This window comes from Chitinophaga qingshengii (assembly GCF_014529935.1).
Lineage (GTDB): Bacteria > Bacteroidota > Bacteroidia > Chitinophagales > Chitinophagaceae > Chitinophaga > Chitinophaga qingshengii.
Window position 1 is genome coordinate 2,440,454 of the sequence record NZ_JACVFC010000001.1, and the last position, 15,136, is coordinate 2,455,589.

General features: G+C 49.2%; 7 protein-coding genes. 2 read left to right on the plus strand and 5 right to left on the minus strand.

Annotated elements, in window-relative coordinates; genetic code table 11:
• Nucleotides 1–61: 61 nt before the first annotated feature.
• Nucleotides 62–1,261, plus strand: a complete 1,200-nt coding sequence (locus tag ICL07_RS09345; protein WP_188087641.1) for a Gfo/Idh/MocA family protein — start codon at nucleotides 62–64, stop codon at nucleotides 1,259–1,261.
• Between the two features lie 2 nt (nucleotides 1,262–1,263).
• Here the strand turns inward: ICL07_RS09345 and ICL07_RS09350 are convergent, their stop codons facing one another.
• The 5 genes from ICL07_RS09350 to ICL07_RS09370 form a co-directional block, all read right to left on the minus strand.
• Nucleotides 1,264–3,903, minus strand: a complete 2,640-nt coding sequence (locus ICL07_RS09350; RefSeq protein WP_188087642.1) for a carboxypeptidase-like regulatory domain-containing protein — start codon at nucleotides 3,901–3,903, stop codon at nucleotides 1,264–1,266.
• A complete protein-coding gene (locus ICL07_RS09355) occupies nucleotides 3,900–4,412 on the minus strand; it encodes a DUF4402 domain-containing protein (RefSeq protein WP_188087643.1) in 513 nt (170 codons plus the stop codon). The genes ICL07_RS09350 and ICL07_RS09355 overlap by 4 nt, the downstream gene beginning before the upstream one ends.
• 12 nt (nucleotides 4,413–4,424) lie before the next feature.
• Entirely contained in the window at nucleotides 4,425–12,425 is an 8,001-nt protein-coding gene (locus ICL07_RS09360) for a hypothetical protein (RefSeq protein WP_188087644.1), read from the minus strand.
• Between the two features lie 79 nt (nucleotides 12,426–12,504).
• Nucleotides 12,505–13,335 carry a fimbrial biogenesis chaperone gene (locus tag ICL07_RS09365; protein WP_188087645.1) on the minus strand — a complete coding sequence of 277 codons (831 nt, stop codon included), beginning with the start codon at nucleotides 13,333–13,335 and terminating at the stop codon, nucleotides 12,505–12,507.
• 153 nt (nucleotides 13,336–13,488) lie between these two features.
• Nucleotides 13,489–14,004: a DUF4402 domain-containing protein gene (locus ICL07_RS09370; RefSeq protein WP_188087646.1), complete on the minus strand. Its 516-nt coding sequence runs from the start codon at nucleotides 14,002–14,004 to the stop codon at nucleotides 13,489–13,491.
• A gap of 261 nt (nucleotides 14,005–14,265) precedes the next feature.
• Between ICL07_RS09370 and ICL07_RS09375 the strand changes: the two genes are divergently transcribed.
• Complete coding sequence (locus ICL07_RS09375; RefSeq protein ID WP_188087647.1) at nucleotides 14,266–15,081, plus strand: AraC family transcriptional regulator; 816 nt, start codon at nucleotides 14,266–14,268, stop codon at nucleotides 15,079–15,081.
• Nucleotides 15,082–15,136 lie beyond the last annotated feature (55 nt).

Below are 15,136 nucleotides of genomic sequence, written 5' to 3' on the forward strand. Positions count from 1 at the left end.
AGCGAGAACGTTCTCGCTCTTTTATCCCCAACGTCCCGTTTAAATGTTTATTTTGTTTGTCATGCAAGACCACCTTTTTTCCCGCAGAAAGTTTTTATATACCGGGGCCACCGCCTTATCAGGGGCTATGCTGGCCAGTGCGTTGCCTGTATGGGGCCAATCGACATCTCCACTGAAAATCGGTATGATCGGCACCGGTAACCGTGGTGGCGGTATGGCCAAACTATTGCAGAAAATACCGGGTATAGAACTGGTCGCCTGCTGCGATGTAATTCCCGCACACCTGCAACGTGGCATGTCGCTGGCTGCCAAAGGCGCTAAAGCGTATACGGATTACCGTCAGCTGCTGGATGATAAAAAGGTGGAAGCAGTGATCATCGCTACCCCGCTTTATCTGCATTACCCCATGGCGAAAGACGCACTGAACGCAGGCAAACATGTATACGTAGAAAAAACCATGACCTACGATATACCACAGGCGCTGCAACTGGCGGCGCAGGTAAAAAAAAGCGGATTGGTGTTGCAGGTAGGTCACCAGTACCGGTATTACGATCTTTATCACCGTGTAAAAGAAGTGATCGCACAAAACTGGCTGGGGAAAGTCACCCATTTTGAATGCCAGTACCACCGCAATTCCGACTGGCGCAATCCCGTTCCTGATCCTTCTATGGAACGCCTGGTGAACTGGCGCATGTACCGCGAATATTCCGGCGGACTGGTAGCGGAACTCTGCGGGCATCAGATCGATATGGTGAATTATCTTTTGGACGCTCATCCGCTTCGCGTGGTGGGTATGGGTGGTATCGATTTCTGGAAAGATGGCCGGGAAACGTGGGACAATGTGCGGACGGTATTTGAATATCCCGGCGGCGTAAAATCCAGCGTAACGTCTATTCTCAGCAATGCTTACAAAGGATATAACATCCGCGTGCTCGGCGACCGCGGCACCCTGGAGATACAGCGCGACAAAGCATTTGTATACAGTGAAGAAGGGAAAAAAGAACTGGCTACCGTAGATGGTGTCACCGGCGCTACGAAAACCGATCAGACCGGAGAAGGCGTACCCCTGAAATTCGGTATACCCGGTCAACCGGAACCTACTACCTCTGCCTTGTTGGCATTTGCGGACAGCATCCGTAAAAAGATACCGCCGGCGTCCAGCGCAGAAACGGGGAAAATAGCCGCTATCGCGGTTCATATGGCCAATAAAGCCATAGAAACGGGTGTCAGTCAATCATGGCTATCTTCGTATGATGTTTAGCATTACTGGTCTGCCATTTTCTTTAACCGGAAATTAAGTTTTTTCACCACATCACCTTCTGTTTTAAACCGGACCTCAAAAGGCAATTGTGCCGGTTTGGCCGTTAGCCCGAGCTTATGCAGCTGTATTGTGTCTGGCCTGACAATGTATGTACCCGGTTGTAATCCCATATAACTGAAAGAGCCGTCAGCCTCCGTTCGTACACTCGCCACCTGTACAGTATCCTGCTTAAAAAACTGAATTGTAATATCGCCGGGAGCTTTTGTACCGGCTTCATCTTCAAATTTCAGGCAACCCGATACTTCTGCCATCACGCTCACGGGCACCTCCACAAGCTTCATCTGATTAGGGTCTACCGCTACGCTGAGTGCCGGTTTACGGATCTGCCAGGCGATATTCTCAAAACTGTTTTTTATCAATCCGATGAAATAATATTCGTAGGGTTCAAGATTAATGATACGGACGGTACTATCTCCTGATTGATACAGTATTCTCCCGCCATTGCTATTTATTTTCAAACCATATACCTTAGGTTCTCCGGGATCACGACGGCCATTATCATTCACATCCAGAAACGGAACCAGCACAATCCCTCCCGTACCTACGCTAACACGGTTACTGAAGCCGACAGACCGGGTAACATCGTCATAAACCAGGCTGCCCCTTGCCGATTCTACCAGGGTTGACATATTGGTCCCCTTCCAGGCAGAAAACCCGATCTGGGTAAATGAAAAGTCATAACGTAACCCCAATCCCACATTCGTAATCTGGCTCTTGTAATTATGTTCATAGAAGGTGTTGATATAACCATGCCTGAACACATATTTGCCAACCTCCCCCCTTATCGCCATCAGGCTCCCGGTATTGTACTCATACTGGACCTGAGGGGTAATCAATAAGGCTCCCGGCAGCCGCCAGGTAAGGGCGAGGTTCGTATATACATAGGCCGGTTCCGGTTTTATAAATACAGCATAGGTGTTTATATTAAATCCTATGCGGTAAACAGCGCCGGACAACAACCAATTGGCAGTAGCGTAACGTGTGTCCGGCAAAATAATCTGGTTGTAGGTCAACCGGTTAAACATCGTTATTTTTCTCAACAGGAATGGCTTTGACAACACTATTTTTCTTTCTTCCAGATAATTATAGATAATAGCCTGTTGTCCTTTTTTGTACCTGGTATAATATAGTTCCAATTGCAAACCGGAAGGCATTCTATAAGTCAGTATTCCCTGCCCCCTTACTCCGTGGGTATATTCTCCCGAGAGCAACAGATTGGAGGCCAAACGGGCAGAGGCCATCACAAATGGCATCGTTTTGTCTTTTGAAATAGATGACAGGTATTCCACTCCTCCTCCTACAGTGATACTGCGGGTAGCGCCATAGTTGGCCTGTACCCTTGAGAAAAAACTGTTCTTTCCATCCTCTACTACACCGGCACTGGCGGTATATTCAAATTCATGCGCAGGAAGAAAGTTAAATGGAATGGAAATATTTTCTTCCCGGAAACGCTCCTCTCCCCAGGGCCCGAAAAAACGCAGCCTTACCACGGAATTACCATATACCAGCGGCACCTGGAAAGTATAAAAACCAGCCGCGTCGGCTACCGTGTAATCTACCAGGGCATTGTTGACATATAGTTCCACCGTCCACCCCGGCTCTGTATAATTACTGATCGTATAGGACCCGAATGAGCGCCTGTAGGAAGTAGGTGTATTGGTAAGCTGAATACCTACAATCGGATCAAATATTGATGCAATGGAAGGCACAAAAATTTTACCGGCAATAATTTGCCGCAACGCCTTATTATCATTGTTCACATAACGCCAGCGATAAAACTGCCTGCGCTGGTCAAACGGTTTTATCAGTGCACTGTCATGAACATACGCCCATTGTTGCTGTGCATAATTGTTATAGTTGAGTGAGACACTGGTCTCCCCTCCCAGCAACATCCCGCCCAATGACAGATTTAACCAGGTATCATTACCTCCGCCTTCCGGACGTTGTGTGGAAATCACCGACCAGTCAGCCATCCCTATACGAAACATGGAATGCGTGGGCCTGATGATCGTATCTGCCCGCTGTTGTCCTTTTAAAAGACCAATATTCCGCCGGATGGTCTCCTGTTTCTTTTCCCTCATAGCAGGCAATTCCTGCTGCGTGACCAGCCTGATGGAGAGAGAACGGAAACTGAACTGGCAGTCAAGCCCGAATATAGTCCCGAAACAACCGGTCCTCAGGTATACGGCAGTAGCGGTTTTAATAATATCACTCTCCTTAAGCGGAAAATCCTTCCCCTTATATTGCACCAGGCGATTACCGGCATCTATGAAAAAAGGCGCTTTTTCCGTGATAAAAAAACCGGAGATAGAGTCCATTCCCACAGAAATGGTATTACGTATTTTCAGGAAATTAAACATATCCCGGATGGACAAATAAGCAGAATCATTATTGACAACAGCCGGTATGTCCCTTCCTCCTATTCCTTGTACCACCACAAATATGGATGTTTCATAAAAAACAGGATCAGGGTCTCCCGGGCCTCCTGCCTTTGCAGACAGACACAATACCACACAAATTATCGTTAACCACATGGTGCGGAAAAAATGGTCAGGGGCTTTATTGATATCTGTATACTTCATTCCTGGATAAACGTAACTGTAAATATGCCGCTGTAAGACCCCGATGGATTAGCCGCCGGACTGCCTACGGTAAGCGTACCGCCTATTTTCACTGTATTTTGTGCCGGCGGCGTAGCACTGGTCACAAAGGAGCTTCCCGTACTGGCAGCTCCTACATGGAGACTCAGCGTACCGCCATTGCTGCCGGTAAGTAATACGTCCGGGCCATTCAATATAGATACGAGCGTCCCGCGGTTGGCCACTATTTCAAAGATGGCCGGCGAAAAAGGATATCCCAAATTTGCCTGCGTAATACTGCCGGTAACAGAGCGGGACCCATCCGGGTAAATGATTACAGTACCACCCGATAATCCCTGAAAAAAAGCGCCGAAAATAAGTCCCTGTGCCGGGTTAACATACACGGCAATAGGACGGGGAGGCGGCTCCTGTGCCGCTACTACATTCACCGTCACTAATAATATGAGCAACAAAAATCCACCCCTTCCTGTAATGGTCCTGCTGTGTAACATGACTAAAAGCTGTTATCGATTTCCTATAAATACCTTTCTGGCCACCACTTTACCATTTACCTGAAATGAAACAATGTATATCCCGTTGCTATAACGGGAACCCAGGAAATGACGACCGTTACCGGTAAATTCTTTTTGACCGTAAGTCTGTCCTGCAATATTCGTCACGCTGATATAACATTTTTCTCCCGGTACTTTATCAAAGTAAGCATACAAGCCACCTGCAGTACAGTAGGCACTGAATACCGGCGCTCCGGAAGTCATGACATCACTGCCTTCTTTACGGAACACGATAGCAAAACGTTGATGATAACTACCGGCTTCAAGGTACAAGCGGTACTTTGCTCCTGCCGTTAACGCGGTATATTGTCCGGTAACGGCATCTCTCAGATATATCGGCTGATCATCCGGGATACGTTCACGGCTTACGGTATTGAAAGTGATCCAACCCGCCCTGGCAATCCTGATCCCTACCGGAATAACCAAAGCTGTATCCCATACATCAGACCATGCCCCGATAGCAAGACGGGAGCTATCTGTTGCCAGCGTGTATACATTGGGGATAGCCGGATCTGTATTCATCAGTTTGATGGCATCCAGTTGTTTCTCAAAGGCCGGCGTCCCGTCAGCATCAAAGTATACGACGAGGGGATCATATGGCGCGCCATCATCCGCAAAAGCGGCGCCCATCCGCAACACAGGCGTTAGTTGCGATACCCGGTGGAAAACAGGCGACAACGCGTTGACTCTCGCATTGTTGTTAATCGTAATCGCTCCCGTAACCGGAAAAGTCCCATTGGTAACATGTACAAAAAAGCCCTGCATAGACCCAATGATGTTATTGGCGATACCATCGCTGGAAACACCATTGATATAGGTGCTATAGGTACCGGTGTATTGATCGGTAGTACCGGGATTAAAATAATACACTGCGTTATCCACATTTGTCCGTGTCCATCCGGAGGCTGCATTCCAGTCAATAGGCGACGGGTAAGGATTCCCTATCAGGTTAAAGCCCTGTGTATAAGGTTGATTGTTATTCGTGAGCGAAGGGGCTGTAACAGACCCGTTATTGACCACACCGGTAATATCCACCGTAATGGGGGCTGTTGAAGTTCCCATCTGCGCAGCATACCCCTGCATGGGTGTCAGTACATTTGCTGTATTGGTATAGGACACCCATCCTGTAGACGCCCTTGTTTCGTCGTACCGGTATAATGAAGGAAACGACGCATTCAGATTAATGTCATTAGCCAATTGACTGACAGTGGCCGCCTGAAAAGGAGAACTGAGATACCGGTAACCGAAGGCGTTGGAAAGATAACGCTGCATGGTTACATTGCCGGTTACCTGTCCCGTGCCGCTGCCAGTAATCAACGCTGTAGCAGCGGCAGTAGATAGCAGCGTGAGAAAACCGGCAGTACTGAACTGTCCGGCGGTGGGAGTCAGTATACCGCTGATTTTGAGTGTTCCGGCCAGCGTCACCCCGGCTGCATTGTTAATGGTCAGAGATTGCAGGGTATTGGTAGCAAAGATGCCGGCGGGGATGGTCTGTGCCGTCACGCCATTCAATACAATGGTACCCGCAGTGGCGTTAATGGCGCCAGGACCGCTGATAGTACCTGCCAGCTGCAGGATGGCATTGCTGACGGTAACAGTAGCTCCGGTTTGAATCGTTATATTATTGGCGGTGGCAGTGCCCGTACTGACCAGTGGATAATTCACCAACGCAGCAGGAATGGTCACATTGGTATTGATGGCTGGTATCGCAGCGGTAGACCAGTTGCCGGTAACAAACCAGTTAGTACTGATTGCTCCCGTCCAGATAGCGCCCAACGACAGTTCTCCCACTACCAGGTCGCCCAATGCAGTAAGCCCTGTAGCCTGTATGGATGTTGCCAATGGAGCGCTGACAGCTGCCAATGTCCAGTTGGTACCATCATACCTGGCTACCTTAAAATTAGCGGTATTGGCGCCTGTTCCCACATCGGCAGCTACCCAGTTCAATGTAACGTTTACCGTTGTAAATACCGTTCCGCTATTGATGAGCGACCAGTAGCGGTTTACCTTTTTGGTACCATCGATACCGGATGTGGCAATATTGGGATGGCTTCCATCAGTGACCACCCCGGTAATATTACCGGCGGTGGTTACACTGGCAAACAAGGCAGTGGCAGGAGAATAAATAAGGCTGTCTCCTACTTCAAATGTCCTGGAGACAGCAGCCCCGCCTGCCACATTTTTTTGCAAACGCCCATACACCCATCCTGTGTTTTGTGCGGCTCCTGTTATCGTGGCGCCGGCGGGCATTATCAAAGTATTGCCGCCTGTCCTTACATTACCGGTGGTAAACGTGAGAATGCCATTTACCGTTACATTGGTTTGCAACACCACTTGTCCCGATGCCTTTTTTACCTGGATATTATTGAACGCTCCGGTTGAGGAAACCAGCTGGTCTGCCCGTCCGGAAAAATAAATAGTAGCGCCTGTATTGGTAAAAGTTCCACCGGTCATTGTCCAGTTCCCCCTCAGCGTATCCGTAAAACTGCCCGGGATGAACGTGCCATTGCTAAGGGTAAAATTACTCAGTATGGTAATAGGTGCCGACGCCGTTTTATTGCCGGCAGCAGAAATGACGAGGTTGCCATACGGCGTAACAGTAGCGATAGCCTGGGTAGTTCCGCCGTATTCCACGTAACTCAGGGTATCCAGGGCATAGGAATCAAAAGCGGGCAGGCTGTTAACTCCTCTCACAATCAGGCGGGCATTGGCGCCGATTATAAGCGCACCGCCATTGGTCACGTCTTCTGTAATGGTGGAATCTCCGGTATCCAGTACGCCTGATAAAATATCCAGCGCTGTCATCAGCGATAATGACCGGCCCAGTGACACGACTGCATTATTGGATTTTTTTACTTCCAGGGTAGCCAGGTTGAAGGGAGCAATTGTACCGCCAATCAGGGACGGGCCTGAGCCCACCATTACAGGCATACCTACAGACGCATCCAGCGTATCATTCAGCGTAAGATTATTGATGACGTTAAAATTGGAGCTGGCGGTCACATTTCCATTGACCACAAGATTATAAAAAGTGGTACTGTCGCTACCGATCAAAATGGCGGAAGGAGCGGCCATCGTGAAAGTAGAGGTGCCGCCATGCAGCGTTCCATTACTCTCAACATTTCCGTTCACGATAAAAGTATTGGCGCCTGCGTAGAATACGCCATTACCATTGATATGAAAGTCGGCACTCTGGGTCCATCCCGTAGCGGGAGTAACGCCGGCGGTGTTGGCAATGGTAACGGTAGCCAGGTTGGTAGGCGTTCCCGTAATGGTTATCGGTGCTGTGCCGCCAAATATCACGGTACCGGTACTGTTAAAGGAAGTCCCCGTCAGTTGAATAGTTTGCGCAGAAGAAGGAGTAAAGTTCAGCGTTCCGCTGCTGGTAACAGTACCATTGTTGGTAAAACTGCCACTGATAGTATGCGTAGATACACCACCGTTAAATGTAGCGCCGCTGCTGATATTAAATGCCATCAACACCGTCCAGCCCACGCTCGCGCTCACCCCCGCCGTATTATTGATATTCAGGGTCGCATAAGTGGGGGAGCTGGTAGAATTCAATACCGGCGACACACTACCATTAAAGTTGATAACCCCTGAGGAATTGGACACCAGCGCGTTAACAAAACGGATTGTCTGCACAGCAGTACCGGTAAAGGTCGTCACCCCGTTACTCACCAGCGATCCGTTGTTGATAAGGTCGCCGTTTACAGTGGCATTCCCGCTGCCGCCATCATAGGAACCACCGGTAATGATCTGAAGGAGGCCATTGTAGGTAATATTGCTACCGGCCACACTATAACTTCCATACACGGTAAGCCGGTTAAAGGTAGTTGTGCCGGTAATGGTTTTAGTACTGCCATTCAGGGTTATTGTACCACTGCCGCCATTGAAGGTGCCTGCATTGTTCCAGTTACCATACAGGTTAATGGTATAAGTACCGGCATTGAAAGTTGCCCCTGCCCCTATCTGCAAATCGCTGTTGACGGTGATGTTTGCAGCCAGGCTCTGCGTACCGCTGCCTGCCAGCGTAAGATAACCATAGGAAATTCCACCGTACACCGTTTGACTGCCAGTCCCGTTGTAAGTAACAGTACTGCTGTTGCCCAGGTTATATTGTGTATAGTTGGCGGGGAAATTCCCTGTCCCGGCAACGTTCAGCGCTGCACCATTAGCCAGTGTAAATACACCACCGGGAGAACTACGGTTAAGGTTATACGTAGATAAGGTCATTGTTCCTGCATTCACAGATACATTACCCATTACCACTACATTACCGGTGAGTGTGGCAGCGCTGCCTGTTTTATTGATGATAAGGTTATTGAACGTGGTAGCGGCGATATTCTGTGCATTGCTACCTGTAAAATTAACAGTGCCGGAGGCTGGCGTAAATACGCCACTGTTATTCCAGTTCCCTCCTACCGTCAGCGCAATAGCGCCACCATTGGACGTAGCGCCGGAACTGATGTTCATATTGCCGCTGACAGTTGTTGCTGCGTTGAAGCTCAGGTCTCCGCTGCTAACGGTAACATTGCCATTGACCGTGGTTGCGCTGCCAATCTGGGCACTACCGGCAGTCTTACTGATGGTCAACTGATTGTAGGTTAAACCCGCCACGGTCTGGTTGGTGCTTCCATTGTAGGTAACCGTTCCTGTACCCGGACTGAAGGTACCGCTGCTGTAATTAAAATTACCGCCGATATTGATGGCGCCGGTACCAGAGCAGGTGATAGCTGCATTTCCCGACTGTGTCAGCGATCCGCCTACGGTTATACTGCCATTTCCTACGTTGAGCTGTATATTATGCCCGGTGGTACCGTCGCTCAGCGCGAGGTTGCCATTCACGGTAAGGGCCTGGTTATTCACATTGATCGTATGTGATACGTTGGCCGACCAGATGCCGGCGATATTGCCCTGAGTGGTCAGCGAGCCGCCGGTTGCCAGTGTGAGCGTAGCCGCCTGCACACTGCCGAAAGAAATACCGGCTACGCTCACAGCGGTGCTGATAACCGGTTGGTTGGTAAATGCGATGGTACCTATTTCCACAACATCTCCGGTACCAGGCGGCCGGGAAGGGCTTCCCTGTCCAATGGTCCAGTTACCGGCGGTATTCCAGTCAGTACTGACAGAGCCATTCCACCTGACTACGTTGGCAGTGGAAGCCAGCGTATACCTGCCGGTAAAGCTGAGTGATAGCAGGGTTGTCTGTTCCACATAATTACTGGTTGTGCTACTGGCAGTATTACCATAAACAGCCCACCCCGATCCGGTATTCCGCCAGATAGTCAGATTGGATTTATTGTTGCCGTTCAGTTCTGCATCTTCATAATGGAAGCGCAATGTTGTTGCCGCCAGCGTAATACCGGAAGATGATATATCATATTCGCGGTTGATGGCTGTACCCGAAGGGAAATCAGCCACTACTCCCGGGTTTACGGACATGGTGATAGACCCGGTAAGGGTAAGGCCGGTTAGGGTAATGGTGGTATTAGGCCCTTCAAAGGCGTAAGCAACGCCCAGGGAAAACGTGTGGGAATGCTGGATATTGCCGAGTATAATGCCGTTACCGCTTCTATTGCCTGTGATCGTAAGCGTATTGGTGCCGGTCATCATGCCACCGCTGGTCATTGTCAGCGTTTGCACAGAAACATTGTTCTGCAGGGTTACCTGGTTGATAGTAGCTGTTTTGTTAAGCACCAGTGTATTAAAGGTGCTGGCGCCGGTCACCGTTGTATTGGTGCTGCCGCTGAGTGTTACTGTTCCTGTGGAAGCTGTAAAGGTGCCATTATTGATCCAGTTGTTCAAAATCGTGAGTACTTGTGCAGTACCGCCGTTGAACGTAGTGCCGGAGGCAATGGTAAAATCGTTGTTCACGGTAACAGCACCTCCGAGTGTTTTTGTACTGCTATTGCTGACAGTGAGGTTGTAGAAAGTACTGGCGGAAATGGTTTGGGCAGCGGTTCCGTTAAAGTTGACTGTATTGGGTACAGCGGCGGTAACATTCAATGTTCCGGCGGTGACCGTATAGGTGTTGGCGATGCCCAGCACAGCATTGGCCGACAGCTGTAACGAGGTGCCATTCAGCGTAACATTGTAAAGATTGGCGGTGCCATTGAGATAACTTGTCCCGGAAAAAGTGGCTGTCCCCGCACTGGCGGAAAACGTGTTTTGTATATCCAGTGTATTGCTGATAGTGAAACTGGCAGAAGAAGAGACAGAGCCGGTGATGGAAAGTGTGCCGAAAGTGATGGTACCGGTTCCTGAAAATGTTTTACTGGTGCCGGTCATTACTACGGTTCCTCCGGTTCCGTTAAAAGTGCCGTTGACAGTCAGGTTACCCGTCAGCGTTATACCGGATGATGCCGTCACGGTACCGGACACAATAAGGTTCTCCAGCATAATACCGGTACCGCTGATGGTTTTACTGGTGCCGCTCATCGTGAGTGTTCCTCCGCTAAGGAGGGTAAATGTACCAGGAGAAGAAGTGGCCAGGTTTCCGGTAAGGGTTATCGATAAATTGGCGGCGGTTGTAATATTGGTGGCGGCAGCGGTGACGTTGTTAAAATTGTGTGTTCCGGATCCGCTGATGGAAGTGCCACCGCCTGTCATGATTACAGTACCTGTATTTCCATTGAACGTACCGTTGTTGATCCAGTTCTCACCGACCGTGATATTATAACTACCGCCGGAGAAAGTCGTGCCTGTCCCTATCGTCACGTTACCGCTGATCGTTATATCAGCTCCGGCCGTATAGGAAACTGAAGTTCCGCTGGCCAGGTTGGACAACAGATTACCGGCTACGGTAAAAGAGGAGGACGGGAATGTTTTCACAGCCGCTCCGCTACCGGACGACAGCGTCAGGTTGCCGTAGGTTTGCTGCGTTACTGTCTGGTTAGTCCCGGAATATTCCACGGTGCTCGTCAAACTGAATGATACGGTCCTGTAGTTAAGCGGCAGACTGTTGGTCCCTCCTACTTTCAGCGTGGCATTATTGGCTACTGTCAATGCTCCGCCGGCCACGGCAGTTCCCCTGTTGGCGGTAAAGGAGGAAAGGTCCAGGGTACCGGAGGAGACGATGATATTACCGGAGGTCGCGGTAGTGGCATTCAGGCTATTAAGATTTCCAGCCAATGTTTTGGTGCCGGTACCACTGATCATCAGCGTTCCATATGTCAGGCTATTGCTGATGGTCTGATTTACCAATGTACCACTATAGTTAACAATACTACCGGGAGATAATGTAACAGCCCCTGTAAGCGCATAATTACCGGCCAGTGTCGCTGCATTCACCTGCAACACCGCGCCATCCAGCATGGACAAGCCAGCATTCCCGGAAACGACAACGGGTGTTGCCAGGTCAGCAGGTATAAAAGTTCCCTCTACACTAAAGGCGCCAGACACGGTGATGTTCACTTTTTGGGTCGTAACGCTTCCTATCGCAATATCCAGCTTCCTGAAAGTGGTAGTAGCTGTTCCTCCGATGGCCTGTGTTATACCGGCAAAAATGACTTTTGCATTATTATTGGTGGAGGTATAGGTCCCCCCATTGGTCCAATCCCCCTTCACTGTGAGTGAGGTACCTTTCTGGGTCAGGGTACTTCCGGCTGCAATAACAAGATTCCCGGCCACAATAAGGTTTTTGTTGATAGACAGGGTTACATTGGTACCTGCGCCTACTGTTAGTGACCGGCAAGAGGAACTTTCATTTACCGTTGGTGCAAAAGACCCGGTAAAGTTAGCGTCCCCGATAACAGCATCGACCGTACTATTCGGCACGCCCGCTGTCCAATTGGCATTGTTGGACCAGGCAGTACTGGCACTGCCTGTCCAGCTGGTCTGTGCCAATAACAGAAAAGGCAATAACAATAGCCCTGTCAACAGCATTAATCTGATACCGGAGAACGCCCATCCTCCGGTAGCCTTCCTGCTGCGCAGTAATGGTATGAACAAATGTAAAATCACTGCATTAGAATTACTGGGCTGACCAATCTTCGTCTGGCCACACCTTTCCGATCCTCTTTTTCCGGTGTTATTTTAGCTGCAATTCGGCCTCTGCCAATGGTGTAATCCGAGAGGGAGGTGCCGCGGAATAGGTCACATGAAGTTTTCCGGTATGGAAATCTATCCCTGGCTTATTTTCCAGTGAAAGGTGCAGGTAACGCTGCTGGTTAGGGGTATAAACTGCCAGTCCCTGAGCTGATCCGACCTGTATTCTTTTACCCTGGGGAGAAATATAATCCACGGTCACATCACCGTACACCGATGCATTCCCTGACCGGTTAAACAGTATTGTCAACAGTGGTCCTTTTTCGAAGTCCAGGGAGAGGTCTGTCAGCTGCACGGAAGCAGCCGTATTACCAATACGAACAATAACCGGTATGGTGATCCCAAATACGGGAACAAGCCGCACGTTGATACCACTGCTATCTTTCCCTTTATTTTTATTGGCCATCAGCCGCTCATCCGGCACAGCCCTGAAATACAGGTGAGACCTGTATTCACCGGGTGTCAATTGGTTAGTTTCAGTGACCTGAAGTTTCACCACCTGCGCCTCATTGGGCCCTAACACAACACTATGGGGAAAAAACCGGATATATTCACTGGCAAACAGCTGACCTGAATCCGGTTCAGTGATCCGTTCAAAAGTGCCGCTTTTATTCATCCGGATCTCTACCATGGAGATGACAAACCGGGCGGTGTCTTTCCCTGAGTTTGCAATATTAAGTTCTGTGGATCGCTCCTGGCCTTCAAAAACAGCCCGTACCGGAGTTACCATCAGATTTCCCTGTGCAGTCGCCTGTTCAGGTGATGAAAAAAAAACAATCGCATACAGGATGATAAAAACAACTGCGGGTTTCACAATTCCCGATTTTGGTTGTACCGGTAACAAAGCCATATTTTCTGGTTATCTCATCAGGAATAAGCGTGTCATCCACCAAGTAGCCCTATCCTCGCAAATGCCATTGCATCCGCAGAAAGGACCCTATCCATCCTCTCCATGATCAATACACGATTAATTATAATTTACCGTTACGTCGAACGGTGTGCCTGACACATAAGTACCGGCAGGCTGTGCCGCACTGACATTTAATGTAGCGCCTACGTGCAGGGCCTGGGTACCGGAGGAAAGCTGCCCCACACCAGAAGGAGTACTAACAAAACCAGATACGGTCATCGTATTGGACCCGCTGGTGATACTAACAGCAGCAGACGGCAAGCTAATACTGTAGGAGTAATTACCGGTTCCGTTTACGGTAAAGGCTGCCGCCGTAACAGTTCCGGTAGCGGTACTGGGCAAAGTTACACCACCGGTCACGGTACGTACACCGCCGGGAGTTAATACCACCGTTCCCCCGGTAGTAGACTGTACAGCCACATTACCGAAATTCATGTCTACATCCTTGGTGATGCTAATAGGTGTGATAATGGTTGCAGTCGCCGTGGCAGAAGCCGTTTCCTGTGCCCGGGCACTGGTGATAGAGAGGGTGAAGGCCGGCAATACAACAGCCAGCAGACGAAGTACTTTCATAAGATTTAATTGAAGGGGGTATAGAATATGGTATAATGACGAGTCTGTTTATAAAACGCCTTCAATCACCTCATTTTCGAACATTTCAATAGGGCCAGGAAAATATTTTAATCGCAAGAAATAGCAATAGTTTGAAGTTAATACAAAAACATTAATTATTCCTGTTCATTTTATTCATTTTACTCAGGTATTTTTTAGTGCCCCGGAAAAAAAAAGGACCTTTGCATTAGATCTCACCGTGCCCCAAAGAAACCCATCCATATGTTCAACGTACAAACATTCCGGCCTCATCAGCGGCTCCGGGACTACCTGCTTTCCTATCAGTCGATAGCGGGTAATTTTTCCGGGGAAGACAGATGCCTGACGCTCCTGCCACATTTCATTCAAAGCATGTGGCTTAACCTGGGTACTGAACATGCGCTGTACAATGTCGACCAGCAGGAATATGCATCCCCCGCTATGCTGACGGGGCCCCGCAATCATATCGGTGAGTGGCGCATCAACGGTGAAACACGTTTGCTGACAGCGCATTTCAGGCCCGGCAGCTGGTCCAGAATGTTTAAAGTACCGGCAGAATGGTGCAACAACCATGCTATCAACCTATACACATTGTTAGGAAAACGAATCTTATCACTCACCACCGGAATCAATGAATGCAGTAGCCCGGAGCAACAAATACAACTATTGGAATCCTGGCTACTGGAGCAATTGACAGGCAATCCACCCAACAACTGTGACATTGAAAAAGCCATACAGCTCATCTTTGCTTCCCACGGCAATATCACCATCCGTCAGTTGGAAACCAGCGTATTCCTCACCAAACGCACCCTGGAAAGAGCTTTCCTGAAACAGACAGGACTGCGTCTCAAAATGTTCTGCCGGCTGGTGCGTTTCAGAAAAGCGATCGACTACATGCTGCGTATGCGGCATCCGCAATGGAGCCTGCTGGCCCATAAAGCCGGCTATTGTGATCAGACACATTTCATCAACGAATTCCGATATTTCACCCATCACCTGCCTCATCAGTTCTCCGGGCTGCTGCAAGCGGAAACTGATTTTGTCACTTTTATCCGATAGACGCCTGCCGCCTTTCCCTACATTTATATTCTTCCGCCGTTTCTGTAACACGCAT